Origin of the sequence: Tsukamurella sp. TY48 (assembly GCF_019656655.1) — a bacterium.
Taxonomy (GTDB): Bacteria; Actinomycetota; Actinomycetes; order Mycobacteriales; family Mycobacteriaceae; genus Tsukamurella; species Tsukamurella strandjordii.
On sequence record NZ_BPMV01000001.1, the window covers coordinates 854,976 to 881,702 of the forward strand.

Consider the following 26,727-nt stretch of genomic DNA (forward strand, 5'->3'; position numbering starts at 1 on the left):
CTCAGTCCATCGCGCCCGCGGCCCACATGGCCGCGGCGATCTCCACCCGATTGCGGGCGCCGAGCCGCTGCCCGATGGCACTGAGGTGGGTCTTCACCGTGCCCAGGCTGATCACCAGTTCGTCGGCGATCTCGGCGTTGGTGCGTCCGCGGGCCACGCAGGAGGCCACCTCGCGTTCGCGCGGGGTGAGTCCGGCGATCGCGTCCGCGGCCGCGCCCCGGGAGCCCGCTCCTCGGTTCCGGGCCAGGAGATCCACGGTGAGTTCGGGGCTGATCAAGGCATCGCCCTCGGCGGCGGCGCGGACGGCTGCCACCAGTAGTTCCGGCCCCGCGTCCTTGAGCAGGAAGCCCGACGCCCCCGCGGCCAGCGCATCGTCGACGTAGTCCGGCTCGCCGAAGGTCGTCACCATCACCGCCCGGGTGCCGGCCTCGGTCACCCGGCGGCACACCTCGATACCGTCCAGCCGGGGCATCCGGATGTCGAGCAGGGCCACGTCCGGCCGGGTCTGCGCGATCACCGAGATCGCCTCGGCACCGTCGGCGGCCTGACCGACCACCTCGATGTCGGGAGCGGCCCCCAGGATCATCGCGAACCCCATCCGCACCATCTCCTGATCGTCGGCGAGCACCACCGTGATCGGCATATCAGGAACCTCCATCGATCGGCAGGTGTGCGGTGAGGCGCCAGCCGGCGCCCTCGGGTCCATCGGGGCCGGAGGTCACCGTGCCCCCGACGGTGGCCGCCCGCTCGGCCAGGCCGATCAGTCCGGTGCCACCGCCCGGTCCGGGGCCGGGCGGAGCGTCGGCGGAGGCACCGTCGTCGACCACGTCCACCCGCAGGTCACCGTCGACCCGCCCGACGGTGACCCGCACGGTGCTGCCGGGTGCGTGCCTGCGGGCGTTGGTGAGTCCCTCCGCGACCACCCGGTGCGCCACCAGACGCAGCAGGTCGGGCACGTCGTCGGTGTCCACCGCCGGATCGACGGTGACGTCCACGCCGGTTTGGGCCAGATCGCCGAGCGAGGCCGAGAGCTCCGATCCGGAGGCGGACGGGGCCAGCGGCGGCGGCGCCTCGCCCGGTTCGCGCAGGGTGCCGACCATGGCTCGGATGTCGGCCAGGGCGCGCGAACCGCTGCGCTCGATGCGGGCCAGCGTGCCGTCGGCGTCCGCGCCCGCGGCGATCCCGGCCTGGGCGAGCACCACGATGCCCGTCACCTCGTGGGCGATCACGTCGTGCAGTTCGCGCGCCATCGCCGTTCGCTCCGTCATCTGAACCTCCGATCGGGTCTGCTCGAGTCGTCGCTCCGCTGTTCTGTGCTTGTGCCCGAACATGATCGACACGTACACCGCACCGGCGGCGAGGACGGCGATCAGCCACATGCCCGTGTCCTGCAGCGCGACCGGCACCACGGGGAGCACGGCGAGCAGGGCCGCGACGGCCTCGAGCGCACCGTCGGCCGCGGTGTCGGCCTGCGCCGCGGCGAGCCCTGCGGCGATCACGAACGCCCAGCACACCCCCGCCGGCCAGATCGGGTCCGGCGCCACCACCGCGCCCGCGACGAACGCGGCCGCCGCGATCACGATCCCGCTCCAGGCCGCGGCGGCGGGCGCCCGGCGCAGGAGAGCCATCACCGTGATGAGGGCACCCACCGACCCCACGCCGTTCACGAGCAGTCCCAGGTCCGACGACGTCGAGGCGATCGAGAGCAGCGTGCCGACGGCCCATCCCAGGATGAGCAGCCCGATCACCACGATCTGGTTCGCTCGCGTCATGACCACGTCGTCATCCGGCTTCCACCCCTGTCGAAGTCGCGCCCAGCGGGCCGTTCGCGACGCAGTGGCGGCACCGACCGCCAGGTGACCGCGCGCAGCACCCATTCCAGTGGACCGTAGCGCAGCCCGGACAGCCACACCCGGCTCCCCACAGACTGCGCCGCGATGATCGCGACCGCGACCGCCAGCACCGTCGCCAGTGGGGTCTGCGGCCCCAGCACGCCCACGGCCTTCAGCACGACCACGATGACCGAGGCGGTCACGTAGTTGGTCAACGACATCCGGCCGAGGGGTTCGAAGACGGCGCGCAGTGCCGCCCGGGCCGGTCGCCAGTGCCAGGCGATCGCGAGGACGCCGATGTAGACGATCGCCGCCGCGACTCCCGCACGCGTCCCTTCCACGGAGTACCGCGGGTCGCCGCCGATCGACGAGTAGGCCAGCAGCAGCGGCACGGCGGCGAGGATTCCCACTCCGGCCAGCCACAGCCCCGCCCTCGGCGAGCGCTCCAGCCGGGCGGGCACGCCGATGCCGGCGGCGCCGGCGCCCACCAGCATCAGCCCCGGCGTGGAGTCGGTCGCTCCCGCTCCCAGCGTGAAGGAGGCGATGGTGAGCGCCACGCCGATCAGCAGCACCCAGCGCGGCGACAGCCACACCACCAGCGGAATCACGAAGAGTCCGATCGCTGCGTAGATGCGCAGGATGTCGCCGTCGTAGACCAGGGAGTGCAGGACGCCGATCACCCCGAGCCCCGCCATCCGCCACACCAGCGGAACCCAGCCCGCCGTGCCACGGCGCCGCGCACCGTCGGCGATCAGGTAGAGCGATGCGCCGAACAGCAGGGTGAAGATCGGGACGAACCGCGATTGGACCAGTAGGTCCAGCGCCGACCGTCCCGCCGCATCCTGTGCGGTGCCGACCAGGTCGACGATGTTCACCAGGAGGATGCCTAGCAGGGCGAAGCCGCGCAGGCTGTCGAGGAAGCGATATCTCATGCCTCCACGATGACCGGGATCGCCGCCCGCCGAATCCCGCGAACGGCCGGTCCCTTCCCGTCCGCCTCGGCCGAACGGATGAGGGGGCTCAGCGGGCGCGGGCGCGCTCTCGGCGCAGGTTGACGACGGTGAGCGGTCCGCTCAGCACCGGCAGGAAGGCACACATCCGGGTGACGGGACTGAGGCCGCGGGCGAACGCGGCGGTCACCGCGACGGCGAGGTACAGGGCGCCGTGTGTGGGACCGAGCACCCGCGTGATGCCCGGATCGTGGACGGTGACGAGATTGACCAGAAGGATCGCCACGCTGACGGTCTCGAACGCGGAGAGGGCGCCGAGCGCGCGGATCGGGGCGCTCACGCGACGGCTCCGGGACGCACCACCATGAGCACGACCACGATCACCCAGAGCACGTTGAACAGCCCGGTGAGCATCCCCAGGCGCCGCAGGTGATCGGCGCCGGACTCGAGCACCTCCGCCTGCAAGGGCGCGATCTGCAGGGCGAGCAGCGCCCCGGCGACCGCGGTGAGCGCCATCGCCACGATCACCCAGACGTCGGTGGCGCGGCCTTGCACCACGGCCAGCACCAGGCCGAGTACCGGCACCACGAGCGCGGCGAGGCCGTAGCCGCGGGTGATCCGGTGCAGCAGCCGGGCGGTGCGCTCGTCACCGTCGGGCGACGGTGCGCCGGCCGCCGCCGGGACCGGGGCGAAGCGGGGGAACAGGCTCGCCGCGACCGCGACGGGGCCGACGAAGAGGATCCCGGCCACGATGTGGACGGACAACAGCAGCGATTCCATACCTTCAGTTTAACTGAAGGTTAGCGGGCGGCTTCCCACGCCCGGGCCATCTCGGCCCGGAAGGCCGCGGTCAGTTCGGGGTACCGATCGGCGAAATCGGCGTCGAGGCGCGCGACCTCGGTCGCGGCGCGGTTGAGCAGATCGTCGCCGGCGGCGGTGATCCGCAGGGTGGAGGCCGACCCCGCCTGCGCCGTGCCGTCCCCCACCAGACCGGCCGCCACGAATCCCGCGACCGCGGTGTGCACGCTCTGCACCGTGATCCGCGAGCGCCGCGCCAGCTCACTGAAGGAGATGTCGGGCACCGCCCGGATGTGCCCCAGCAGACCGTACTTCCGGGTCGTGAGCCCCAAGGGCTTGAGCGCCTCCGCGTACTCCGCGTCCCACGTGCGCCCCAGGGTGAGCAGCATGATCGTGGGGCTGAACGGCGGCGGAGCAGACATGCCAGCAGGCTACCGAGGCCCGGAGACTACGAGATCGCCTTGGCGTCCTGTCCCGGTACGGGAACCGGCTCCAGGATCTCCGCGCGGGCCTCGGGGGCCGCGGCACGCAGTGCGTCGGCGCTGCCGTCGTCCGGCATCTCCTGCGAGCGCACCTCGGCGTCCACGCGGGCGCGGTAGGTGTCGAGCTCGCGCGCCACGTCGGCGTCCGACCACCCCAGCACGGGCGCGATCAGCTCGGCCACCTCGGACATCGCTTCGAGCCCGCGATCCGGGTACTCGATCGAGATCCGGGTGCGGCGGGCCAGCACGTCCTCCAGGTGCAGCGCGCCCTCGGCCAGCGCGGCGTACACGGCCTCCACGCGCAGGTACTGCGGCGCACCGGCGAGGGGCTCCAGCAGGCCCGGATCGCTGTCCGCCAGCGCGAGCACATCGCCGATGAGCGAGCCGTACCGGTTGAGCAGGTGCGTCACCCGGTGCGGGTGCACATCGTGTTCCGCCGCGATCGAGGTGGTCTGGTTGCTCAGCGCGAAGTAGCCGTCGGCCCCGGCGAGCGGCACCTTCTCGGTGCACGACGGTGCCACCTTGTGCGGCAGGTAGGCCTCGGCCGCGTCCACGGCATCGGCGGCCATCACCCGGTAGGTGGTGTACTTGCCGCCCGCGATGGTCACCAGTCCGGGCGCGATCGCGGCCACGGCGTGCTCGCGGGACAGCTTGCTGGTCTCGTCGGACTCCCCCGCCAGCAGTGGCCGGAGCCCGGCGTACACGCCGGTGATGTCGTCCCGGGTCAGCTCGGTGATGAGCACCTTGTTGACGTGATCGAGGATGTAGTCGATATCGGTCGCCGTCGCGGCGGGGTGCGCGAGATCGAGGTTCCAGTCGGTGTCGGTGGTGCCGATGATCCAGTGGATGCCCCACGGGATCACGAACAGCACGCTCTTCTCGGTGCGCAGGATGAGCGCCACATCGCTGACGATCCGGTCGCGCGGCACCAGGATGTGCACGCCCTTCGATGCGCGCACCCGGAAGCGTCCCTTCTGGTGCGAGAGCGCCTGCAGTTCGTCGGTCCACACGCCGGTCGCGTTGATCACCACGGTGGAGCGGACCTCGGTGGTCTCGCCGGTCTCGCTGTCGCGGACCACTACGCCCGAGACCCGGTCCGCCTCGCGCAGGAAGTCCACCACCTGGGTGGACGTGCGCACCACGGCGCCGTAGTTCGCAGCGGTGCGGGCCACCGTCATGGTGTGCCGGGCGTCGTCGACCACGGTGTCGTAGTACCGGATGCCGCCCACGAGGGCGTCCCGCTTGAGCCCCGGGGACAGGCGCAGCGCGCCGGACCGGGTGAGGTGCTTCTGCGCGGGCACCGACTTCGCGCCGCCCATCGTGTCGTAGAGGAACATGCCCGCGGCCATGTACGGCCGCTCGTAGACGCGCTTGGTGAGCGGGAACAGGAAGGGCAGCGGCTTGACCAGGTGCGGCGCCAGTGTCGAGAGCGAGAGCTCGCGCTCGTGCAGGGCCTCGCGGACCAGGCCGAATTCCAGCTGCTCCAGGTAGCGCAGGCCGCCGTGGAACATCTTGGAGCTGCGCGAGCTGGTGCCCGACGCGAAGTCGCGGGCCTCCACCAGGGCCACCTTGAGGCCGCGGGTGGCGGCGTCGAGGGCCGCACCGACTCCGACGATGCCGCCGCCGATCACCACCACGTCGAACTCGTCGGTCCCCAGCTTCTCCCAGGCCTGTGCCCGGTAGGCCGGCGACAGCAGCGTCGCGGCCGAGGACAGCCCTCCGAGAGCACCCGGAGTTGTGACGGTTTCAGGGTTGGCAGCATTCATCGGGCATCACCATGTCAGTATTCGTTCGTGGCAGTTTCACATCGTGACCCGCAATTCGTCGCCGCGATCGATCAGGGCACCAGTTCCACCAGGTGCATCATCTTCGATCGTGGTGGCACCATCGTGGCCGCCGAGCAACGGGAGCACGATCAGATCTTCCCACGTAACGGCTGGGTGGAACACGACGCCACGCAGATATGGGTGAATACGCGCCAGGTGTGCGCGCAGGCGCTCGCGACCGCCGACCTCACCGCCGCCGATATCGCGGCGGTCGGCATCACCAACCAACGTGAGACGGTCGTGGTGTGGGATCGCGCCACCGGCGAACCGATCCACAACGCGATCGTCTGGCAGGACACCCGCACCGAGGCGATGTGCGAGGAACTGGCCTCCGTCGGGTTGGAGACGCCCGACCGCGACCGGTTCAAGCCCTCCTGCGGCCTGCCGCTCGCCTCGTACTTCTCGGGCCCGAAGATCGCCTGGATCCTCGACAACGTGCCGGGCGCCCGCGAACGTGCCGAGCGCGGCGAACTCTGCGCCGGCACCATCGACTCGTGGCTGGTGTGGAACCTGACCACCGACGACGCCGCCAGCTCGGGCCCCGGCCGCCCGATGCACATCACGGACATCACCAACGCCTCGCGCACCATGCTGATGAACCTCGCGGAGGGCGCGTGGGACCCGGCGACCTGTGCGGCGATGGGCATCCCGATGTCGATGCTGCCCGAGATCCGTTCCAGCGCCGAGGTCTACGGCGAGGTGCGCGAGCGGGGCGTCTTCGGCGGAGTCCCCATCGCCGGCATCCTCGGCGATCAGCAGGCCGCGATGTTCGGACAGGCTGCGCTGGACGAGGGCGCCGCCAAGAACACCTACGGCACCGGCAACTTCCTGCTGATCAACACCGGCGAACGGCCCGTCTTCAGCGAGCACGGGCTGCTCACCACGGTCTGCTACAAGCTGGGCGACGAGGCCACCGTGTACGCCCTCGAGGGTTCCGTCGCGGTGAGCGGCTCACTGGTGCAATGGCTTCGCGACAATCTCGGCATCATCAAGACGGCGCCCGAGATCGAGGACCTCGCCACCGGCGTCCCCGACAACGGCGGCGTGTACGTGGTGCCCGCGTTCTCGGGCCTGTTCGCACCGCGCTGGCGCCCCGACGCGCGCGGCGTGATCGTGGGTCTGACCCGGTTCTCGGATAAGCGGCACATCGCACGGGCGGCCTTGGAGGCCACCGCCTATCAGTCGCGCGAGGTGATCGAGGCGATGAACGCCGACAGCGGCATCCCCCTCACCGAGCTGCGGGTGGACGGCGGCATGGTGGTCAACGACACCCTGATGCAGTTCCAGGCCGACGTGCTCGGGGTCCCGGTGATCCGCCCCCGGATCATCGAGACCACCGCGCTCGGTGCCGCCTACGCCGCGGGGTACGCCACCGGCGTGTGGACGCTGGAGGAGATCCGCACCAACTGGGCCGAGGACGCCCGCTGGCTCCCCCAGATGCCCGAGGACGAACGCGCCCGCCTGTACTCGGACTGGAACCGCGCGGTGGAGCGCACCCTCAACTGGGCGTAGCGCTCAGACGGTGCGCGCCTGCGCGCCCTCGCCCGGGCGGATGACGGTGACCTCCGGGCGCGGGTGCCCGGCGGCCTCGACGGACCCGGGCAGTTCAGCCGCGATCCGGTCGGCGGCGGTGCGCGGGGCGAGCGCGATCACCGTGCCGCCGAAGCCGCCACCGGTCATCCGGGCGCCGTACGCTCCGAGTTCCTCGGCCGTCGCTGCGATGAGATCGATCGCGGGAACGGTGATCTCGAAGTCGTCGCGCATCGAGGCGTGCGAGGCGGTCATGAGCACACCGAAGGCGGCGTGATCCCGGTTCCGTAGCGCGGCGGCGCCGTCGAGCACCCGGCGGTTCTCGGTGAGGATGTGGCGCGCACGGCGCCGGGTCTCGTCGTCGGAGAGCCGCTCCCACGCATCGTCGGCGGCATCGCGCAGCGAGGCGACGCCGAGTTCGGCGGCGGCGCGCTCGCACGCCGCGCGGCGCTTGCCGTACTCACCGCCCGCGTGCTGATGCGGCGCACGGGAATCGATCGCCAGCAGCACGTCGTGCTCCAACTCCAGCGGGATGCGGCCGACTTCGAGCGATCGGAAGTCGAGCAGCATCGCCTCGTTCTCGCGGCCGTACAGGCTGCTCATCTGGTCGAGTAGTCCTGTGGGGGCACCCACGTAGTGGTTCTCCGCGCGCTGCGCGATGCGGGCGACGGTGGTCCGGTCGGGAGCGGGCGTGCCACCGGCCTCGATCAGGGCACCGAGCACCGCGCATTCCAGCGCCGCAGAGGAGGACAGGCCGGCGCCCACCGGGACCTGCGAGGTCAGGTGAATCCGTCCGCCCGGCGGCGTGATGCCGTGATCCCTCAGCGCCCAGATGCATCCCGCGACGTACGCGGCCCAGCCCTCGACATCGCCCGGCGCGGTGTCGAGGGGGATGACGACCGTGCCGCTCTCACCGTCGGAGCTCACCGTGAGCCGGGTTCCACCGTCCGGTTCGAACACCGCGGAGGTTCCCACCTGCAGCGAGATCGGCATCGCGTAGCCGTCGTTGTAGTCGGTGTGTTCGCCGATCAGGTTGATGCGGCCGGGGGCGTACGCGCGCACCGTCATTCGATCACCTGCCGCAGCTCCTGCGCGATCGTCTCCGGAGTCTTATCGGTCACGAAGGCGTCCCGTCCCGACTCCGCACCGGCGAGGTACTTCAGTTTGTCGGCGCTGCGCCGGATCGAGAAGAGTTCGGCGTGCAGGTAGCCCTCGTCGGAGCCGGACCGGAACTGGTGCCACCCGGCGATGTAGGGCAACGGCAAACCGTACAGCGAGTCGAAGGCGCGGAGAACCGTGAGGTACACCCGGGCCAGATCGTCGGCCTCCGCGGCCGTCAGCTCGGCGAGGTTGTGCACGTGGCGATTCGGGTACACGTGCACCTCCACCGGCCAGCGCGCCGCGAAGGGCACGAAGGCGGTGGCGTGTTCGGTGCGCACCAGGATCCGCTCGTCGTCGGCGATCTCGGCGGCCAGGATGTCCTCGAACAGATCTGTGCCGGAGCGGGAACGGTGCGCTGCCGCCTCGCGCAGCATGGCCTCGGTGCGCGGCGTGCGGTACGGGAAGGCGTAGATCTGACCGTGCGGATGCGGCAGGGTGACACCGATCTCCTCGCCGCGGTTCTCGAAGCAGAACACCTCCGCCACGTCGTCGCGCTCCAGCAGCTGCGTGGTCCGGTGGGCCCACACGTCCACCACCAGGCGGGCGTGCTCTTCGGTGAGCCGGGCGAACGCGCCGTCGTGCGCGCTGGTGAAACACACCACCTCGCAGCGCCCGACGCCCGGATCCTCCACGCGCAGGCTCCCGCCCGGGTGATCGACGGCGGTCGCGACCGCGCCGGACAGTGAGGGGAATCGATTCTCGAACGAGGCGACGCGGTAGTCCTGGACCGGGAGCTCACTGGAGCGGCCCTCGGGGTCCGGGCACAGCGGGCACATCTTCTTGGGCGGCTTGTACGTGCGGTCCTGGCGGGCCGGCGCCACGATCACGCGATCGCCGGTCTGCGGATCACGGCGCACGGTGGTGACGGGGCCGTCCGGCCGCGGCGCGAGGGCCCGCCGATCGGTTCCGAGCACCGGCCGCGGACCGTCGGGCAACTCGAACAGCAGGATCTCCCGGCCGTCCGCCAGATGCCCCACGGTCGGGTCCGGCAGCGATCGGGTCATGACACGCCTCCTTCGGCGACGGTGAGTGCGACGACGCCGGACAGCGCCTCGCGCGCGGCTGGTCCGAGACCGCCGTCGGTGATGAGTTGGTCGACCGCGGAGAACTCCGCGAACAGGTGCGCGCCGATCTCACCGAATTTGGTGTGGTCGGCCAGCATCACGGTGTTCCGTGATGCCCCGATCAGGCGCCGGTCGGTCTCCGCCTCGCCGATGTTCGGGGTGGTGAATCCGGCGGTCGGGTCGATGCCGTGGCAACCGAGGAAGCCGATATCGCAGCGCACGCGTTCGAGCATGGCGTTGGCCACCGGGCCCACCAGGGCATCCGACGGTGTGCGTTGGCCGCCGGTGAGTTGCACGGCGCCCCCGGCAACGAGGTCCGGGGCGGGATCGGTGAGCACGTGGAAGTGCGAGATCGAGTTGGTGACCACGGCGATGGCCCGCCCGCGGAGCAGCCGGGCGAGCTCCAGCGTGGTGGTTCCCGCACCGAGGGCCACCGTCATCCCGTCCTCGATCAGTGCCGAGGCGGCATTCGCGATGGCCCGCTTCTCGACGGTGGCGCGTTCGGCCTTGAGCGCGGACGTCGGCTCCAAGCCCCGTCCGGACGGGGCGCCGGCGGTGCGGACCGCTCCGCCGTGCACCTTCGTGAGCTCGCCGCCCTCTTCCAACCGGTCGAGGTCGCGGCGAATGGTCATCTCGGACACGCCCAGATCCTCGGCGAGGTCGTTCACCCGCACGGCGCCGTGCGCGATCGCCGCGGCGAGGATGTGTCGTCGTCGCTCCGCTGCGAGCACTCGCGGCTAGCCCTGCGCGGAGTCGTCGCGCGGGGGCTTGAGCGCCGCCCAGGTCGCGAACACCGCGGCGAAGAACAGCATCCCCGCCCCCACCCACAGGTTCGCCGAGCTACCGGCGGCCATGTCGATGGGATTCTGGCCGCGCTGTGCCTGGCCGGCGCCCGCCTCTGCGACGCTCGGAAGCAGTCCCGCGATCAGCAGGCCGATCCCGTAGAGGCCGAGGAGGGCTGCGATCACGTTGCGGATGTCGAACAGTCGGGTCAGCAGTCCCTGTTTGGGAGTACCGGAGGAATCGGTCATCGATGTGCTCCTGTCGTCGAAGTCATTGTGGCTCATCAGCGGAAGATGATGCCCAGCACCAGGGTGGTGGCGAGGACGGCGATGCCGAGCGGAACGGCACGCGCGTACCACGGAGCGACCGCATCGGACTCCTCGGCACCGCGCAGGATCGCCTTATCGGTGAGCGAGTACACGTAGCCGTTGAGCTCGGCCTCGGGCTTGGGCATGGTGAAGTACGAGACCACCACCGAGATCAGGATGTCCACCACGAACGCCGCGGAGGCGGCGACGAAGGCCATGCCCTGGCCTGGGAGGTCGATCACCCCGGTCTTCTGCAGGATGAACACCGTGATGGCCGCCAACGTGCCGGCCACCAGGCCCACCCAGCCCGCGGTGGGGGTCATCCGCTTCCAGAACATGCCGAGCAGGAAGGTCGCGAACAGCGGGGCGTTGAAGAAGCCGAACAGGGTCTGGAGGTAGTCCATGAGGTTGGAGTACCCGGCGGCGATGGTCGCGGTGCCGACGGCGAGCAACACGGCGATCACCGTGGCGACCTGTCCCACCTTGATGTAGTACGAATCCTCCCGGTCCTTGACCACGTACTGCTGCCACAGGTCGAAGCTGAAGACGGTATTGAAGGCGGAGACGTTGGCCGCCATGCCCGCCATGAACGAGGCGATGAGGCCGGCGACCGCGACGCCGAGCAGGCCGTTGGGCAGGATGTCGCGCATCATGAGCAACATCGCGTCGTTGTACGTGACTCCTTCGGCCGCACCGTTGTTCTTGAGATTCATCATGTCGCCGATCGCGGCGGCGCAGATCATGCCCGGAACCACCACGACGAAGGGGATGAACATCTTCGGGATGGCGCCGATGATCGGAGTGCGGCGGGCGGCCGACATCGAATCGGATGCCATGGCCCGCTGGACCTCGACGAAGTTGGTGGTCCAGTAGCCGAAGGAGAGCACGAAGCCGAGACCGAAGACGATGCCGACCACGGACCACACCGGGGATTCGAATCCACTGAGCGCCTGGCCCGGCCAGGTGTGCAACTGTTCGGAGACGGTGGCGGTGACGCCCTTGTCGGTGCGGGTCTCGATCACCTTCTCGCGCAGGCCGCTCCAGCCACCCACCTTGATCAGGCCGATCACCGTGAGCGGGACGAGCGCGGCGAGGATCACGAAGAACTGCAGCACCTCGTTGTAGATCGCGGCCGAGAGACCGCCGAGCACGGTGTACGTGAGCACCACCGCGGCCGCGACGAGCAGCGAAACCCACTGCGGCCAGCCGAGGACCACATTGATCACGGTGCCGAGCAGGAAGAGGTTGACGCCGGCGATGAGCACCTGTGCCACGGCGAAGCTGATCGAGTTCACCAGGTGCGCACCTGTTCCGAACCGCTTACGCATGAACTCGGGGACGCTGCGGACCTTCGAGCCGTAGTAGAACGGCATCATCACCAGGCCGAGGAAGACCATGGCCGGCACGGCGCCGATCCAGTAGTAGTGGAAGGTCGACATGCCGATCTGGGCGCCGGTCGCCGACATGCCCATGATCTCGACGGCGCCGAGGTTCGCGGACACGAAGGCGATGCCGGTGACCCATGCGGGGAGCCGCCGCCCGGACAGGAAGAAGTCGAGACTCGATGCCACCTGCCGCCGGGCCAGGTAGCCGATTCCCAGCACGAACACGAAGTAGATCGCGATCAACCAGTAATCGAGGAATCCGACGTTCAGTCGGAGCGGAGCGTCCATCGCCAGGTTCATGGCCGATAGTCCCCTTCAGTCGCAGCAATGAGTCCACGGAATCTAACAGGCTCAAACACTGGAACGATGAAGATTGTTTGAATTTGTGCGGCAGAAGTGTCAGAGAACGGTCGCAAGACGCTTCACGGCCTCGAACAGCACCTCCGGCTCGGCCGTGGTGAAGCAGAACCGCAGCGCCGTCGAATGCCCTCCCACCACGGCGAACGCGGCACCCGGGACGTACGCGACTCCGGCGTCGGCCGCGGCGGGGAGCGCCGCAGCGGTGTCGGTGCCGTCGCCGAACTCGCCCCAGAGGAACATGCCCCCAGCGGGTTCGGTCAGCGTGAGCCGGTCACCGAACCGCTCGGTCAGCGCTGCGTGCAGGGCCTGCGCGCGCTCGCCGTAGACGGAGCGGATCCGCGCGACGTGGGCGTCGAGCCACGGCTCGTCCGCGAGGACATCGGCGGCGATCGCGTGCGTCAGGCTCGAGCCGCACAGGTCCGCACCCTGTTTGATCCGTTCGACGAGTGCCAGGACCGCCGGATCGCCGTGCATCCACCCCACGCGCAACGCCGGCGCGATGATCTTCGATGCGCTCGAGAGCCGGATCACCCGGTCGGTGTGCGCGGCAACGGGCGCCACCTCGTCACCCCGGAACCGCAGACGGCCGTACGGATCGTCCTCGATGATCCAGAACCCGAATTCGTCCGCGAGCCTTGCCAGTTCCGCGCGTCGCTCGGCCGAGAGCGTGGCACCACCGGGATTGTGGAAGTTCGAGACCGTGTGCACCACCCGCACACCGCCGCGTTCGAGGATGGGCCGCAGCGCGTCGACGCACATGCCGTCGCCGTCCATCGGCACCGCCTCGATGTTCGCTCGCACGGTGGCGAACACCTGCAACGCCCCGGTGTACCCCGGGTCCTCCACGACCACCGTGTCGCCGGGATCGAGCAGCACCTGCGCCAACAGCGAGAGCGCCTGCTGCGAGCCGTGCGTGATCACCACCGAGCCGGCATCGCGCCCGATCGCCGCCGATTCGCGGGCGTGCACCACCTCGCGGAGCGCGGGTGCGCCCGTCGTCAATCCGTACTGCAGGCTCGACGGTGCCGCCAGCGCCCGCGCCGCGGCCGCGGCGATCCGCTCCGTGGGAAGCAATTCGGGTGCGGGCAGGCCACCTGCGAGCGAGATCACCCCCGGCCGGTCGGTGATCGCGAGTAGGTCACGGATCGCCGACCCGCGCACATTGCGCACGGCCGCCGACCCCAGTTCTCCGTGTGTCGTCATGCGAAGACTCTGACACAGCGCGGTTCACAATGCGAGATTCATATCTCATTCAATGAGATCGTTGGAGGTGTATCGCCCTCCGTCGGGCTAGTGTCCGAGTCATGCGCATCGTCGTCTCCGGTACCCATGCCAGCGGAAAGAGTTCGCTGATCGACGATTTCGTCCGAGTGAACCCCGAGTACGAGGTGTTGCCCGACCCGTTCGACGCTCTCGCGGACCAGGCACTCGAGGTAGACGCCGGGTTGTTCTACTCCCAGCTCGTGATCGCCGCCGACCGGCTGCGCGGACGGCGGCGAGGCGACCGGGTGATCGCCGAACGCGGCCCCATCGACTTCCTCGCTTACCTCCACGCCCTTCGCGATCTGGGAAGGCCGAGCCGGTCCGCCGGATACATCGAGCGCGGCGCCGTAACCACGGCGCAGGCGATGACCTCGGTGGACCTCCTCGTCCTGCTCCCGCTGCAGCACCGCGACCCGATCACGGTCTCGGCGGACGAAGACCGGGAGCTTCGAGCCGCGACCGATGCCGCGCTCCTCGACCTCGTCGACGATCCCGACCTCATGGGGAGCACCCGGGTCGTCGAGGTCACGGGCCGGCCCGACGAGCGGCTCGCCCGACTCTGCGCCGCCCTGTCGCCGCCAGAAAGCCCCTAGCCGAAGAACCTGGTGCCCGCGAGGGCCGCGTCGGGACCGGGGAGCAGGGTGTCCTCGTCCAGGTGCGCGCCGAAGTAGGTGGCCTGCGGATCGCGGACCACTTCGCGCTCATCGCCGTTCGCCGCAAGAGCGCGCCGCACCAGCTCGTCGAGGGCGAAGGTGTCGGGCCCGGCCACCTCGGCGAAGCGGCCCAGCGGCGCGGCCGTGGCGGCGGAGGCCACCGCGGCCGCCACATCCGCGGAGGCGATCGGCGCGATGCCCGCGCCCGGCAGGCGGATCACACCGTCGACGGTCGACGCGGCGGCGATGCCCGGTACGAACTCGAAGAACTGGGTGGCCCGCACGATCGAGTAGGGCACACCACCGTCACGGATCAACTCCTCCTGCTTGATCTTTCCGCGGAAGTACCCGCTCTCCGCGAGCCGATCGGTGCCCACCACCGAGAGCGCGACGTGGTGCCGTACTCCCGCCGCCTTCTCCGCGGCCAACAGGTTGCCGGTGGATGCGGTGAAGAACTCCAGCACGGCGTCGTCCTCGAACGACGGGGAATTGGCCACGTCGATCACCACATCGGCACCGTCGAGCGCGCCCGCGAGCCCCTCCCCCGTCACGGCGTTGATCCCCGTGCTCGGCGCCCCCACGATCACCTCGTGTCCGTCGCCCCGCAGCACGCTCACCACCTGGGAACCGATGAGTCCGGTACCGCCGATCACCACGAACTTCGCCATCTCGCTTCTCCTTCTGTGCCGGCCCGACGTCCGCGGGCTCTGCATCAAGGACCGGACAGCGCCGCGGTCTGTGACAGCTCAGCCGAAATCAGTGAGCTTCTCCGGGTTCATGACCCACATGAGCTGCGAGATCCCGCTGTCGTCGGCACTCACGCAGAGCAGCGCGGAGGGCCGCCCGTCGTGCAGGAACAGCGCCGCGGGCTGGCCGTTGGCCTCCACGATCCGCACCTGTGCGTCCGGCCAGAACCGGGTGGAGAATCCCGCGACGAACCGGGCCACGTCGTTGCCGCCCACCACCGTGCGGCGCGCGGCCCGGCGCACACCGCCGCCGTCGGTCTCGCTCACCACGTCCGCGGCCAGTACCGCTTCGAGGCCGGCGACATCGCCCGCGTGCGCGGCGGCCAGGAAGGCGTCCAGCAGCGTGCGCAGCCGGTCGCGCGAGGCGGTGGTGCGCCGCTCACCGTCGACCCGCTTGCGCGCGCGGCTCACCACCTGCCGCACCGCGGGCTCGCGCATCTGCAGGATCTCGGCGATCCGGTCGTACGGGTAGTCGAAGGCCTCCCGCAGCACGTACGCCGCGCGCTCCGCCGGACCGAGCCGCTGCAGCACGTGCAGCACCGCCAGCTCCAGCGCAGCGCGGCGCTCGGCCCCGAGCTGCGGATCGGACTCCGTGTCCACAGGGGTGGGGAACCAGGGACCCACATAGGCCTCGCGCCGCGCATGCGCCGACTGGGCGAGATTGAGCGCGAGCCGCGTCGCCGTCACCACGAGGAAGGCCTCGGGATCGCGGACGTCGGTGCGGTCACCGCCCGCCCAGCGCAGCCACGCGTCCTGCACCACGTCTTCGGCATCCGGTGCGGAGCCGAGGATGCGGTAGGCGATGCCGAACAGCCGCGGGCGGGCGCGGGTGAACGCGTCGAGCGCGGTGTCCGGCACGGGCGGCTACGCCAGATCGTCCTGACGCATCAACTGACGCGCGGCCTCGGTGACCGAACCCGCGAGCGACGGATACACCGAGAAGGTCTGCGCCACATCGTCGACCGAGAGTCCGTTCTGCACCGCCAGCGTGAGCGGCAGGATCAGCTCGGAGGCGTTCGGCGCCACCACCACGCCACCGATCACCATGCCGGTGTTGGGACGGCAGAAGACCTTCACGAAACCGCGCTTGAGGCCGGACATCTTCGCGCGCGGGTTGGTCGCGAGCGGCAGCATCACGGTGCGGGCCTGGTACGTGCCCTCGTCGATGGCGGCCTGCGAGACGCCCACCGTCGCGATCTCGGGGCGGGTGAAGATGGCCGAGCTCACGGTCTTGAGCTTGACGGGCGAGACGCCCTCGCCGAGCGCGTGGTACATCGCGACGCGGCCCTGCATCGCGGCCACCGAGGCCAGCGGCAGCACGCCGGTGCAGTCGCCGGCGGCGTAGATGCCCGGCACCTTGGTGCGCGAGACGCGGTCCACGGGGATGTAGCCGCCCTTGTTCAGCTCGATGCCCACGTCCTCGAGGCCGATGCCCTCGGTGTTCGGGATCGATCCCACGGTCATCAGGCAGTGCGAGCCCTCCACGGTGCGCCCGTCGGTGAGCCGCACGATCACGCCGTCCTCCGTGCGCTCCACCTTGTCGGCGTAGGCGCGCTTGACCAGCGAGACACCGCGATCGACCAGCGCGTCCTCCAGCACCAGCGCCGCGTCCTCGTCCTCGTGCGGCAGCACGCGGTCGCGCGAACTCACCAGGGTCACCTTGATGCCCAGCTCGGTGTAGGCGTGCACGAATTCGGCACCGGTCACACCGGAGCCCACCACCACCAGGTGGCTGGGCAGCTCCTCCAGGTCGTAGAGCTGACGCCAGGTGACGATGCGCTCACCGTCGGGCTGTGCGGACTCCAGCACGCGGGGCGACGCGCCGGTGGCGACGAGCACCACATCGGCCTCCAGCGTCTGCTCCCCGCCGGACGGGGTCACCACGTTCACCACGTGCTGCGCCATGCCCGGGCTGCTGGGCGCGAACGAGGCGCGGCCGCGGATCATCCGCACGCCCTCCCCCGCGAGCCGGGCGCGGATGTCGGCCGACTGCGCGGCGGCCAGGTCCTTGACGCGGCTGTTGATCCGCTCGACGTCGATCTCGACGCGCTCGAAGTGCAGCTCGATGCCCAAGTCCACCGCGCGCCGGGTCTCGGTGCGGATGCCCGTCGAGGCGATGAACGTCTTCGACGGCACGCAGTCGTAGAGCACGCACGCGCCGCCGATGCCGTCGGCCTCGATCACGGTCACGTCGCCGCCGTGCGCCACCGCCACGAGCGCCGCCTCGTACCCGGCCGGACCGCCGCCGATGATCACGATGTTCGTCATGGGTCCAACGCTATCGTCCGCCGCCGCGACGCGTGCGGGCACCATCGCACCCGACCGCCCACCCGGGCCGGCGCGCTAAAGTCTGACCTGTGCCGATCTACGCCGCCTACGGCTCCAACATGCACCCCGACCAGATGGCCGAGCGCGCCCCGCACTCGCCGATGTACGGCACGGGGTGGATCCACGGCTGGCGCCTGACCTTCTCCGGCGAGGACATCGGCTGGGAGGGCGCGCTCGCCACCGTCACCGAGGACCCGTCCGATCCGGACGCCAAGGTCTTCGTGGTGCTCTACGACGTGACCACCGACGACGAGGTCTCCCTCGACCGCTGGGAGGGCTCCGAGCTGGGTATTCACGTCAAACTCAAGGTGCGGGTGGAGCTCACCGACGGGGGTTCCGTGCTCGCCTGGTTGTACGTGGTGGACGCCTTCGAGGGCGGCTTGCCCTCAGCCCGCTACCTCGGTGTGATGGCCGACGCCGCGTACATCGCCGGCGCGCCGCAGGAGTACGTCCTCGACATCCGCACCCGCGAGTCCCGCAACGTGGGCCCCGGTCCCGGCGCCGCCGCCGACGGTGCGCCGGAGGCCTGACGTCAGTCAGCTCCGGAGGTCGGTGGGGGCCGCCCGCCGACGAGTCAGGCCAGGACGATCCACAGCGCGATGGCGATGACCGCGAGGAGCATCACAGCTGGGATCGCGGCCAGGCTCCAGACCACCGTGGCGGTGCCCGCGCCGGGACGCGACTGCGGCACCAGGCCGATCCGCCCGTACCCCATGCCCATGTGCGGGCTCGTGTAGTAGACCGTGGCCATCTGCCCGGGTGCCACTGGCACGTCCAGATTCACCCAGCCCTGCGTGGTGGGATAGGTCTCGGTCACGGCCACGCGATGCACCCCGGGCGTGACGGGAACCACCAGCCAGTTCAGGTTCGCGGTTTGCATCATGCCGTCGACCACCACCATCGGCACGGCGCCCAGCACTCGGTCGAGCTCGATCCTGATGGCGGAGGGTGCTGCTGTCATGCCCGAAAGCTATGCGGGCGCGCCTAAGGCACGATTGCCGGACGCTTGTGATCGCGCGTACGACCGAGGTCAGGCGGCCTCGGGGCCGCAGGCCTTCGCCGACGGGGCCGGCTCGATGGCCGCCGCCAGGCGCCGCAGCGCACCGGCGACGGTGAGCCGCAGCCCGGGCCGCGGACGATCCTCGCGGTGCCGTGTCGTCGCTTCGTCGTGCAGATCCGCCAGCCGGGCATAGACTGCTGCTACCGGTGGATCCGATGTCAGGTTCCAGTGTTCTCGATATCCGCTCATATCCCGAGTACACGCGAACCGCGGCGAAGGTTCCAACGATTTAGGTGGCGCCTACATGTTGACCTACGTGCTGGACGTCGGCGATCTGGCCGACGCCCGATTCGTGCTGTCCCCCTTGAACGAGACCGCGCTCAGCCTGTTCCACCTCCGCTCCGATCTCTCGTTCGGTCCGCACCTGGCGCGCTGGCGCCACGACGCCCTCGCCCGTCGAGACCATTTCGACCACGCAACCATCACGGCCTTGGTCTCCCCTTCCGGCGCGCAGATACCCGACTTCCTGACTCCGCCGCCAGCGGGGAACGCGCGCCCGAGTTTCGACGAGCACGTGCGCCTCGTCGCGAGCGCGGATGCCGACGCAGTGCGGCAGCAGCTCGTGCAGCTCGGCGAGGGCGCTCCCGTGAGCCCCGTCCTGGAGACGCTGCTCAGCGACCCCGACCCGGCCGGGCACATCGCCGATGTACTCGCGGACTACCACCGCGCGGCGATTCACCCCCATTGGCCGGCCATCGAACGCATCCTCGAGTCGGATATCACCTATCGGGGACGCGAGCTGGCAGCGGGAGGTCCGGCACAGCTGTTCCGATCGTTGACGCCCCGGGTGGCGTGGAACCGCACGGGAGAACTTCGGATCGATGTGTCCTGCGCATCGGCGAGCGGCGAATTCGCCTCCGACGGCCGGGGCCTGTCGCTCGTTCCCAGCATCTTCATCGGCGGCGTGGGTGCCGCCCACGACCCGAACTGCGCCGCACCTCATATCGCCTACCCGGCAAGAGGTTCCGCCACGCTCACCGAATCCGCACCGCCCGTCGCCGCCGACGCGCTGCGCAAGCTGATCGGTGCGGCGAAGGCGGACCTGCTGGTGGCACTGGAGGAACCATCGGCGGTCAGTGAGTTGGCTCGCGTTCTGGGGGTGTCACCGTCGGCGATCTCGCAGAGCCTGAAGGTGCTCAGCGCCAACGGGATCGTGGACAGTGCTCGCTACGGCCGCCGGGTCCTGTACCGGCGCACCGCGATCGGGGACGCCCTCGTCACCCGCCGATGATCGCCGCGTGGGGGACGACGGCCTCCCCCACGCAACCTCGCCTCCCCCACCGCACGATGTGCTTCCGATGGGGGTCGGAGTGAATTCACCGCGGATCGGCGCGGCGCGGGGGACGAACGCCCCTCACCCCTAGAGCTCCGAAGCCGCGCCCGGAACTCCGCGGAAGACTATTCCGCCGAGCCGAAGACCACGTTGGTGAGCACCTTCACACCCATCTCCAGCGCGCGCTCGTCGAGCACGAAATCCGGCTGGTGCAGGTCGTATTGGCGTCCCTCGCCCGACCACACGCCCAGCCGGGCCATGGCGCCGGGAGACTCCTCCAGGTACCAGGAGAAGTCCTCGCCGCCGCCGGACTGCGGGGTGTCGGTCACGCCGTCGGGCGAGACGGCGAGCGCCGCCGCCGACAGGATCGCGGTGGCCCGTTCCTCGTTGATCACCGGCGGCACGCCGCGGGTGTAGTTGACCTCGTACTTGATCCGCAGCGGCGAGAGCAGCCCGTCGATGATGTCGCGGACCAGCGGCTCCAGCGTGGCCCAGATGTGATGCTCCCCGGTGCGCACGGTGCCGTGCAGGGCACCGATCTGCGGGATCGCGTTGGGCGCGGAGCCACCGTTCGCCGCTCCCCACACCATGATCGTTCCCGATCGCGGGTCCACCCGGCGCGAGAGCACGCCCGGCAGCCCGGTGATCACGGTGCCCATCCCGTAGATGAGGTCCGAGGTCAGGTGCGGACGGGACGTGTGACCGCCCGGTGAGTGCAGGATCACCTCGACGTGATCGGCGGCGGAGGTGATGGCACCCGACCGCACGCCGATCCTCCCCACCTCGATCCGCGGGTCGCAGTGCAGCGCGTAGATCCGGGAGACACCGTCCATCACGCCGTCGCGGACGGCGGACAGCGCACCGCCGGGCATGACCTCCTCGGCGGGCTGGAAGATCAGCCGCACCCCCACCGGCAGCTCGCCGGCGGCATCGGCCTCGGCCAGCGCGAGCGCGGTACCCAGCAGGATCGTGGTGTGCGCATCGTGTCCGCACGCATGCGAGACACCGGGATTGCCCGACTGGAAGTCCAGGCCGGTGGCCTCGTGGATGGGCAGCGCGTCCATATCAGCGCGCAGCGCCACCCGCTCACCGGTGCTGGGACCGAGGTCGCACACCAGCCCGGTGGTGGAGAGCTTGCGCGGGTGCAGGCCCGCGGCCGTGAGTGCTTCGAAGACGACCTTCGTGGTGCGCTGCTCGCGCCAGGACAGCTCGGGGTGCGCGTGCAGATCGCGGCGGAAGTCCCGCAGCCAGTCGCTCTTGCGCTGCAACCACTCGTCGACCCGGGCCGATGCGCCCGTCGTGCCGCTCACTGTCCGCCGTTCCTTCCCCGGCGCTCGGCCCCGTCCTGTAGCCGTGCGCGCTCCGTCTCGTCCTCCGCGACCGCGGCGAAGGCGGCGGCCAGGGCGAGCGCACCGTCGCGCACGGCCCGGTCGGCCGAGGGACTCGCGGCGGCGGCCGTGAATTCGGGCTGGTGGGTCACGGCACCGTCGGTCTCCAGGCCGATCAGCGGATGGATCGACGGTACAGCGTGGCTCACATTGCCCATGTCGGTACTCCCCAGGGGCACCGCCCGCTCGTACTCGGGCGCCACCGGATCGCGACCGATCGCGATGGCCGCGGCCCGGTACGCGTCGGCCAGGGCGTCGTCGCTGCGGAGCTCGGAGTAGCTCGGCGAGACCTCGCGGACTTCGTGGGTGCAGCCGGTGGCCAGCGCCCCCGCCGCGAAGCAGTCGTCCGCCCGCGCGGCCAGCCGCTCCAGGGATTCCGCGGTCTCCGCGCGCAGGTAGTACAGGAGTTCGGTCGCGGCGGGTACCACGTTCGGCGCGGTGCCGCCTTCGCTGACGAAGCCGTGCAGTTGCTGGCCCGGTTCCAGGTGCTGGCGCAGGAGCCCCAGCGCCACCTGGGCCACAGTCGCGGCGTCGCCCGCATTGCGCCCCGCCCAGGGGGCCGCGGAGGCGTGCGCCTCGCGTCCGGTGAAGGCGATCGCGAGGTCGGCGAGCGCCAGGGTGCGCGTGCGCACCACGTCGAAGGGGGCGGGATGCACCATCCCGGCGCAGGCGACACCGTCGAAGGCGCCGCGCCGCAGCATGAGCACCTTGCCTGCGCCGGACTCCTCCGCCGGAGTCCCGTACACCTCCACGGTGAGCCCGAGCTCGTCGGCGACGGAGGCGAGCGCGAGGCCCGCGCCGACGCCCGCGGCGGCGATGATGTTGTGCCCGCACGCATGCCCGATGCCGGGGAGGGCGTCGTACTCGGCGAACACCGCCACCCGGAGCGGCCCCGAGCCGCTGCGCGCGACGAAGGCGGTCTCGAGATCGGCGATGCCGCGGGTCACCGCGAAGCCGTGCCCGGCGAGCGCATCCGCGACCAGCCCCGAGGCGTAGTGCTCCTCGAAGGCCAGCTCGGGCCGCGCGTGGACGGCATGGCTGAGCGCCACCAGTTCGGGCGCTGCGGCGTCGACCGTCTCGGTCAGGCGGGCGAGGGTGGAGGTGACGGGCACCGGCACCGTCAGCCGAACTTGACTTCGGTCGTGGGCACCGCGAGATCGGCGATCAGCGGCGCGTGCAGATCGTTCTTGATCTTGTTCAGCGTGGGGCCGTCGGCCGCGGCGTTCGCGGCGGCGCGCGCCGTCGCGGAAGGCAGCAGTTCGGCCTCCGAGGCGGTCGCCTGGGCGATGCCCGCGGCCACCGCGTCGCCGCCGCCGTAGCGCCGTCCGGTGGTCATCGCCTCGACGGCGGTCTGGTACGGCAGTCGCGAACGGAGCAGCGTGGCCATGCCCACCGTGAAGCCCATCTGGAGACTCACCTCGGGGAGACAGAAGAATCCGCGATCCTCGCGCATCACGGTGAAATCGCAGGAGAGGGCGAGCATCGCGCCCGCACCGAAGGCGTGGCCGTTCACCGCGGCCACGGTGGTCATCGGGAAGGTGAGCAGTCGGCTGAACACGGTGTGCACCCGGTCCAGGTAGGCGGGGAGCTCACCCACGTTGGCCAGGATGTACATCACGTCGAGACCGTTGGAGAAGAACTTGCCGGTGGCGGTGACGACCAGCGCGGCGGGCGACCCGGCCGCCTGCGCCTCGATCTCATCGAGGCGGGCGTGCACCGCATCGACCCAGTCCGGGGAGAAGCGGTTCTCCGGGTTGGTCTCCGAGAGCTCGACGCCCTCATCGCCCAGGAACAGAGTGAAGACGTCGTCGGTCCGCGTGACGTAAGGCATGGACATCACGATAGCCGCTAGCATCTGGGGCCATGGCGCAACTGCACTCGGCACGCGACTCCGGCATCGACGATCCCTCCGCTGCGGCCCGCGAAGCGGCCGCGGCGCTCACCGCCGCCACGGGCGGTGAACCCTTCGATGTGGCGGTGGTGCTCGGCTCCGGCTGGGCGCCCGCGGCGGAGGCGTTGACGGCGCGCGGCACCGCGATCGGGTCCGTCCCGATGGCGGATCTCCCCCACTTCGCACCGCCCAGCGCCGCCGGTCACAAGGGCACCGCGATCGCGCTGGCCGTGGGCGGTAAGCGAGTGCTGGTGCTGCTGGGCCGCACCCACGCCTACGAGGGCCACGACCTGTCCCGCGTGGTGCACCCCGTGCGCACGGCCTGCGCGGCCGGAGCGACCACGGTGATCCTCACCAACGCAGCGGGCGGTCTGCGCGAGGGCATGTTCGTCGGCGAGCCCGTGCTCATCGAGGACCACCTGAACCTCACCGCCCGTTCGCCGCTCGTCGGCGCGGAGTTCGTGAACCTGGTGGACGCCTACTCCCCCGCGCTGCGGGCGTTGGCGCGCACGGTCGATCCGACGTTGAAGGAGGGCGTGTACGCGGGTCTGCCCGGCCCGCACTACGAGACGCCCGCCGAGATCCGGATGCTGCGCACGCTGGGCGCCGATCTGGTGGGGATGTCCACGGTGCACGAGACGATCGCCGCCCGCGCGGCCGATGCGGCTGTGCTGGGCATCTCGCTGGTGACCAACCTGGCGGCGGGGATCACGGGCGAACCGCTCAACCACGAGGAAGTACTGGAGGCGGGCCGCGAGGCGGCGGCACGCATGGGTGGCCTGCTCGCCGACGTGATCGAGGCGATGTAGTGAGCACGCCGCAGGCACTGGCCTGGATCGCCGCCGACCCCGATCCGCAGACCCGTGCCGAGCTGGAGGCGCTCGGCGCCGAGGAGCTCGCGGAGCGCTTCGCCGCGCCGCTCACCTTCGGCACCGCCGGGCTGCGCGGGCCGGTGCGCGGCGGACCATCGGGGATGAACGTCGCGGTGGTCACCCGGACCACCTGGGCACTCGGCGAATGGCTCAAGGGCAAGTGCCTGGGCGGCGGCACCGTGGTGGTGGGCCGGGACGCCCGGCGCGGCAGTGAGGCCTTCTTCGCGGCGGCCACCGAGGTGCTCGCGGCGCAGGGCTTCGCCGTGGTCGCGCTGCCCGAACCCGGTCCCACGCCGTGGGTCTCGTTCGCCACCAAGGCGCTCGGCGCCGTCGCGGGCGTGCAGATCACGGCCTCGCACAATCCGCCCGCCGACAACGGCTACAAGGTGTACCTCGACGGCGGCGCCCAGCTGGTGGCACCCGCGGATGCGGAGATCGAGAAGCTGATCGACGGTGCGCCCGGCGCATCCTCGATCGAACGCGCTGCGGTGCCGCAGGATCCGCGCGCCACCGAGGTGATCGCCGCGTACCTGGACCGGGTCGCCTCGCTCACCGGCGCACCGGCGGCGCCGCTGCGGATCGCACTCACGCCGATGCACGGGGTGGGCGGCGCGGTCGCGGTGGAGGCGCTGCGGCGCAGCGGTTTCGACGATGTGCACGTGGTCGAGGAGCAGTTCGTCCCGGACGGCGAGTTCCCCACGGTCACCTTCCCCAATCCCGAGGAGCCGGGCGCGGCCGACCTGCTGCTGGCGCTGGCGGAACGGGTGGAGGCCGACCTCGCGGTCGCGCTCGACCCGGACGCCGACCGGTGCGCCCTCGGCGTGCGCGGCCCCGACGGCTGGCGGATGCTCACCGGCGATGAATCCGGTTCGCTGCTCGGCGATCACCTGCTCGCCTCGCCGCTGCCCGGCGCACCGTCGGATGCGCTGGTGGCCACGACCATCGTGAGTTCCGAACTGCTCGGCGCGATCGCGGAGAGCCACGGAGCGCGGTACGCCCGCACCCTGACGGGCTTCAAGAACCTGGTTCGCGCCGGGTCCGGTCTGGTCTTCGCGTACGAGGAAGCGTTGGGCCTGTGCGTGGACCCGGCCGCGGTGCGCGATAAGGACGGCATCTCGGCGGCCGTGGTCGCCGCCTCCTACGCGGCGTCGCTCAAGGCGGCCGGCCGCGGCCTGCTCGACGCCCTGCACGATCTGTACCGCCGGCACGGCGTATACCTCACCAGCCAGTACTCGCTGCGCGTGGAGGACGTCTCGCGGATCGCCGCGATCATGGCCCGGCTGCGCGCCGATCCCCCCACCGAGGTGGCCGGAACCCCGGTCGCCTGCGAGGATCTGCAGCAGGCCCGTCCGGCCACCGACGCCCTGGTCTTCCGCGGCGACGGGGTGCGAGTCACCGTGCGGCCCTCGGGAACCGAGCCGAAGGCGAAGTTCTACCTGGAAGTGGTCGAGCCGGTGTCGGACGACCGGGTCGATGCCGCGGTCGACGGTGCGCGGGCGCGGCTGTCCGCCGTCACGGAGACGGTGCGCGGCTGGGCGGAGCTCGCGTGAGCGGGCCGCGCGGTTCCGATTCCGGCCGCACCCGGGTGATCGCGGTGGCCGTGGTGGTCGGCGTGCTGATCGTGGTGGCCGCCGCCGCGGGTGCGACGGCCTTCGTCAACGGCCGGGAGGACAGCGCGCCGACCGCGGCACCGTCGTCGTCCTCCGCCGTGCAGGCGGCACCGTCGACCGCGTCGACGAGCCCGGCCGTGCCGACCCCCGAGCCGCCCGCGCCCACGGTCCCGGGCACCGACCGGCAGGGATTCATCGGCACACCGGCCCGGTGCGCGGATGCCGATCCCGCCCGGATGATCGTGCTCACCGCCACCTCGCAGGCGGTGGTGTGCGCCCGCGGCGATGCGCTGTACTACGCGGGCTGGCGCTCGGACACCGGCGTGGGCACCCGCATCGACGGTGTGCTGCCCGCCGGGCCCGGCTGGGTGGCACGCGCACCGGACGCCACCATCAACATCACCCCGCAAGGGCTGGTGATCTCCACCGCCACGGGCGAATTCACCGAACCGGCCACCGGATTCTGGGCCGGCTGAGGCATCAGGTCCAGCGGGGGCCGAACTGGCGATCGCCCGCATCGCCGAGGCCCGGCACGATGTACGCGTTCTCGTTGAGCCCGCGGTCCACGGCGGCCGTCACCAGCCGCACCGGGTGGCCGCAATCGGCGAGCGCCTGCACGCCCTCGGGCGCCGCGACCACGCACACCGCGGTCACATCGGTGGCGCCGCGCTGCGCGAGCAGTCCCAGCGTCTCCACCATCGAGCCGCCGGTGGCGAGCATCGGGTCGAGCACGAACACCGGGCGCCCGGCCAGGTCGGCGGGCAGCGACTGGAAGTAGGGCTCGGGGACGTGCGTCTCCTCGTTGCGCCCCATCCCGACGAAGCCCACCTGCGATTCCGGCAGCATCGCGTGCGCCTGGTCCACCATGCCGAGCCCGGCGCGCAGCACCGGTACCAGCAGCGGGGGTGCGGCGAGCCGCGCACCGTCGGTCACCTCCAGCGGGGTGGTCACGGGCTCGGCGACCACGGCCGCATCGCGCATGGCCTCGTAGACCAGCATCTGCGTGAGTTCCTTGAGGGCGGCCCGGAACGACGCGTTGTCGGTGGAGACCGCGCGGAGGGCGGTGAGCCGGACGGCGGCCAGGGGGTGGTCGACCACGGTGATCTGCATGGGGCAAGCGTATCGGGAACCCCGCGGGCATCTGGACCGTCCAATTGATGAGGG

The 26,727-nt window shown here is 70.9% G+C and carries 29 protein-coding genes; 7 read left to right on the top strand and 22 right to left on the bottom strand.

The genetic code is table 11. The annotated features are described in order from the left end of the window. Position 1: 1 nt before the first annotated feature. The 7 genes from TTY48_RS04175 to TTY48_RS04205 all read right to left on the bottom strand — a co-directional run bounded on the left by TTY48_RS04175 (position 2) and on the right by TTY48_RS04205 (position 5,828). Positions 2 to 643, bottom strand: coding sequence for a response regulator transcription factor (locus TTY48_RS04175; protein WP_220656305.1), 642 nt, complete (start codon positions 641 to 643; stop codon positions 2 to 4). A gap of 1 nt (position 644) precedes the next feature. Next, complete coding sequence (locus TTY48_RS04180) at positions 645 to 1,772, bottom strand: sensor histidine kinase (protein ID WP_220656306.1); 1,128 nt, start codon at positions 1,770 to 1,772, stop codon at positions 645 to 647. Then, entirely contained in the window at positions 1,769 to 2,764 is a 996-nt protein-coding gene (locus TTY48_RS04185) for a DUF418 domain-containing protein (RefSeq protein ID WP_220656307.1), read from the bottom strand. Before TTY48_RS04185 ends, TTY48_RS04180 begins: the two co-directional genes overlap by 4 nt. An 88-nt stretch (positions 2,765 to 2,852) precedes the next feature. Further along, positions 2,853 to 3,122: a hypothetical protein gene (locus tag TTY48_RS04190; RefSeq protein WP_220656308.1), complete on the bottom strand. Its 270-nt coding sequence runs from the start codon at positions 3,120 to 3,122 to the stop codon at positions 2,853 to 2,855. Next, entirely contained in the window at positions 3,119 to 3,562 is a 444-nt protein-coding gene (locus tag TTY48_RS04195) for a hypothetical protein (RefSeq protein ID WP_220656309.1), read from the bottom strand. The genes TTY48_RS04190 and TTY48_RS04195 overlap by 4 nt, the downstream gene beginning before the upstream one ends. A 20-nt stretch (positions 3,563 to 3,582) precedes the next feature. After that, a complete protein-coding gene (locus tag TTY48_RS04200; protein ID WP_220656310.1) occupies positions 3,583 to 4,002 on the bottom strand; it encodes a MarR family winged helix-turn-helix transcriptional regulator in 420 nt (139 codons plus the stop codon). A gap of 26 nt (positions 4,003 to 4,028) precedes the next feature. Beyond that, positions 4,029 to 5,828: a glycerol-3-phosphate dehydrogenase/oxidase gene (locus TTY48_RS04205; protein WP_255585494.1), complete on the bottom strand. Its 1,800-nt coding sequence runs from the start codon at positions 5,826 to 5,828 to the stop codon at positions 4,029 to 4,031. Positions 5,829 to 5,855: 27 nt separating this feature from the next. Between TTY48_RS04205 and glpK the strand changes: the two genes are divergently transcribed. Next, positions 5,856 to 7,400, top strand: a complete 1,545-nt coding sequence (gene glpK / locus TTY48_RS04210) for a glycerol kinase GlpK (protein ID WP_220656311.1) — start codon at positions 5,856 to 5,858, stop codon at positions 7,398 to 7,400. Between the two features lie 3 nt (positions 7,401 to 7,403). On the opposite strand, the gene TTY48_RS04215 is transcribed toward glpK, so the two are convergent. The 6 genes from TTY48_RS04215 to TTY48_RS04240 form a co-directional block, all read right to left on the bottom strand. Then, positions 7,404 to 8,486: a galactokinase gene (locus TTY48_RS04215; protein ID WP_220656312.1), complete on the bottom strand. Its 1,083-nt coding sequence runs from the start codon at positions 8,484 to 8,486 to the stop codon at positions 7,404 to 7,406. Continuing rightward, positions 8,483 to 9,583: a galactose-1-phosphate uridylyltransferase gene (gene galT, locus TTY48_RS04220; RefSeq protein ID WP_220656313.1), complete on the bottom strand. Its 1,101-nt coding sequence runs from the start codon at positions 9,581 to 9,583 to the stop codon at positions 8,483 to 8,485. The genes TTY48_RS04215 and galT overlap by 4 nt, the downstream gene beginning before the upstream one ends. Beyond that, positions 9,580 to 10,374 (bottom strand): DeoR/GlpR family DNA-binding transcription regulator, encoded by a 795-nt coding sequence (locus TTY48_RS04225; RefSeq protein WP_220656314.1) that lies wholly within the window; start codon positions 10,372 to 10,374, stop codon positions 9,580 to 9,582. The genes galT and TTY48_RS04225 overlap by 4 nt, the downstream gene beginning before the upstream one ends. A 6-nt stretch (positions 10,375 to 10,380) precedes the next feature. Continuing rightward, positions 10,381 to 10,674 (bottom strand): hypothetical protein, encoded by a 294-nt coding sequence (locus tag TTY48_RS04230; protein WP_220656315.1) that lies wholly within the window; start codon positions 10,672 to 10,674, stop codon positions 10,381 to 10,383. Between the two features lie 35 nt (positions 10,675 to 10,709). Beyond that, positions 10,710 to 12,419 carry a sodium:solute symporter family protein gene (locus TTY48_RS04235; protein WP_220656316.1) on the bottom strand — a complete coding sequence of 570 codons (1,710 nt, stop codon included), beginning with the start codon at positions 12,417 to 12,419 and terminating at the stop codon, positions 10,710 to 10,712. A 99-nt stretch (positions 12,420 to 12,518) separates the two neighbouring features. Continuing rightward, complete coding sequence (locus TTY48_RS04240) at positions 12,519 to 13,682, bottom strand: PLP-dependent aminotransferase family protein (RefSeq protein WP_220656317.1); 1,164 nt, start codon at positions 13,680 to 13,682, stop codon at positions 12,519 to 12,521. 101 nt (positions 13,683 to 13,783) lie between these two features. Here TTY48_RS04240 and TTY48_RS04245 point away from each other — a divergent pair, with 101 nt between their 5' ends. After that, positions 13,784 to 14,335: an AAA family ATPase gene (locus TTY48_RS04245; protein ID WP_220656318.1), complete on the top strand. Its 552-nt coding sequence runs from the start codon at positions 13,784 to 13,786 to the stop codon at positions 14,333 to 14,335. Here TTY48_RS04245 and TTY48_RS04250 read toward each other — a convergent pair. The 3 genes from TTY48_RS04250 to TTY48_RS04260 form a co-directional block, all read right to left on the bottom strand. Further along, on the bottom strand, positions 14,332 to 15,063 hold the full coding sequence (locus TTY48_RS04250) for an SDR family oxidoreductase (protein ID WP_220656319.1): 732 nt from the start codon (positions 15,061 to 15,063) through the stop codon (positions 14,332 to 14,334). The genes TTY48_RS04245 and TTY48_RS04250 overlap by 4 nt on opposite strands. Positions 15,064 to 15,141: 78 nt before the next feature. After that, positions 15,142 to 15,999, bottom strand: coding sequence for an RNA polymerase sigma-70 factor (locus tag TTY48_RS04255; protein ID WP_220656320.1), 858 nt, complete (start codon positions 15,997 to 15,999; stop codon positions 15,142 to 15,144). Between the two features lie 6 nt (positions 16,000 to 16,005). Continuing rightward, entirely contained in the window at positions 16,006 to 17,409 is a 1,404-nt protein-coding gene (locus tag TTY48_RS04260) for an NAD(P)H-quinone dehydrogenase (RefSeq protein ID WP_220656321.1), read from the bottom strand. 89 nt (positions 17,410 to 17,498) lie between these two features. On the opposite strand from TTY48_RS04260, the gene TTY48_RS04265 reads away from it, so the two are divergent. Next, positions 17,499 to 17,999 (top strand): gamma-glutamylcyclotransferase, encoded by a 501-nt coding sequence (locus tag TTY48_RS04265; RefSeq protein WP_220656322.1) that lies wholly within the window; start codon positions 17,499 to 17,501, stop codon positions 17,997 to 17,999. 44 nt (positions 18,000 to 18,043) lie between these two features. Here the strand turns inward: TTY48_RS04265 and TTY48_RS04270 are convergent, their stop codons facing one another. Together TTY48_RS04270 and TTY48_RS04275 are read right to left on the bottom strand one after the other, a co-directional pair. Then, positions 18,044 to 18,430, bottom strand: a complete 387-nt coding sequence (locus tag TTY48_RS04270; protein ID WP_220656323.1) for a hypothetical protein — start codon at positions 18,428 to 18,430, stop codon at positions 18,044 to 18,046. Between the two features lie 69 nt (positions 18,431 to 18,499). Next, positions 18,500 to 18,718 carry a hypothetical protein gene (locus tag TTY48_RS04275; protein WP_220656324.1) on the bottom strand — a complete coding sequence of 73 codons (219 nt, stop codon included), beginning with the start codon at positions 18,716 to 18,718 and terminating at the stop codon, positions 18,500 to 18,502. A gap of 55 nt (positions 18,719 to 18,773) precedes the next feature. Here TTY48_RS04275 and TTY48_RS04280 point away from each other — a divergent pair, with 55 nt between their 5' ends. Next, positions 18,774 to 19,760: a helix-turn-helix domain-containing protein gene (locus TTY48_RS04280; RefSeq protein ID WP_220656325.1), complete on the top strand. Its 987-nt coding sequence runs from the start codon at positions 18,774 to 18,776 to the stop codon at positions 19,758 to 19,760. A gap of 167 nt (positions 19,761 to 19,927) precedes the next feature. Here TTY48_RS04280 and TTY48_RS04285 read toward each other — a convergent pair whose 3' ends face one another. The 3 genes from TTY48_RS04285 to TTY48_RS04295 are packed head-to-tail and all read right to left on the bottom strand — an operon-like array spanning position 19,928 to position 23,021. Next, a complete protein-coding gene (locus tag TTY48_RS04285; RefSeq protein WP_220656326.1) occupies positions 19,928 to 21,112 on the bottom strand; it encodes an amidohydrolase in 1,185 nt (394 codons plus the stop codon). Continuing rightward, the gene (locus TTY48_RS04290) at positions 21,109 to 22,308 is read right to left on the bottom strand and encodes an amidohydrolase (protein ID WP_374758677.1); all 1,200 of its coding nucleotides are present in this window, start codon (positions 22,306 to 22,308) and stop codon (positions 21,109 to 21,111) included. Before TTY48_RS04290 ends, TTY48_RS04285 begins: the two co-directional genes overlap by 4 nt. 2 nt (positions 22,309 to 22,310) lie before the next feature. After that, positions 22,311 to 23,021: an enoyl-CoA hydratase/isomerase family protein gene (locus TTY48_RS04295; RefSeq protein WP_220656327.1), complete on the bottom strand. Its 711-nt coding sequence runs from the start codon at positions 23,019 to 23,021 to the stop codon at positions 22,311 to 22,313. A 32-nt stretch (positions 23,022 to 23,053) separates the two neighbouring features. On the opposite strand from TTY48_RS04295, the gene TTY48_RS04300 reads away from it, so the two are divergent. From TTY48_RS04300 to TTY48_RS04310, 3 genes are read left to right on the top strand one after another with little or no spacing between them, the layout of a single operon-like run. Beyond that, on the top strand, positions 23,054 to 23,890 hold the full coding sequence (locus TTY48_RS04300; protein ID WP_255585497.1) for a purine-nucleoside phosphorylase: 837 nt from the start codon (positions 23,054 to 23,056) through the stop codon (positions 23,888 to 23,890). Continuing rightward, positions 23,890 to 25,503: a phospho-sugar mutase gene (locus TTY48_RS04305; protein WP_220656328.1), complete on the top strand. Its 1,614-nt coding sequence runs from the start codon at positions 23,890 to 23,892 to the stop codon at positions 25,501 to 25,503. Before TTY48_RS04300 ends, TTY48_RS04305 begins: the two co-directional genes overlap by 1 nt. Then, the gene (locus TTY48_RS04310; protein ID WP_220656329.1) at positions 25,500 to 26,039 is read left to right on the top strand and encodes a hypothetical protein; all 540 of its coding nucleotides are present in this window, start codon (positions 25,500 to 25,502) and stop codon (positions 26,037 to 26,039) included. Before TTY48_RS04305 ends, TTY48_RS04310 begins: the two co-directional genes overlap by 4 nt. Before the next feature lie 4 nt (positions 26,040 to 26,043). Here TTY48_RS04310 and upp read toward each other — a convergent pair whose 3' ends face one another. Next, on the bottom strand, positions 26,044 to 26,673 hold the full coding sequence (gene upp, locus TTY48_RS04315) for a uracil phosphoribosyltransferase (protein WP_220656330.1): 630 nt from the start codon (positions 26,671 to 26,673) through the stop codon (positions 26,044 to 26,046). Between the last annotated feature and the right edge of the window lie 54 nt (positions 26,674 to 26,727).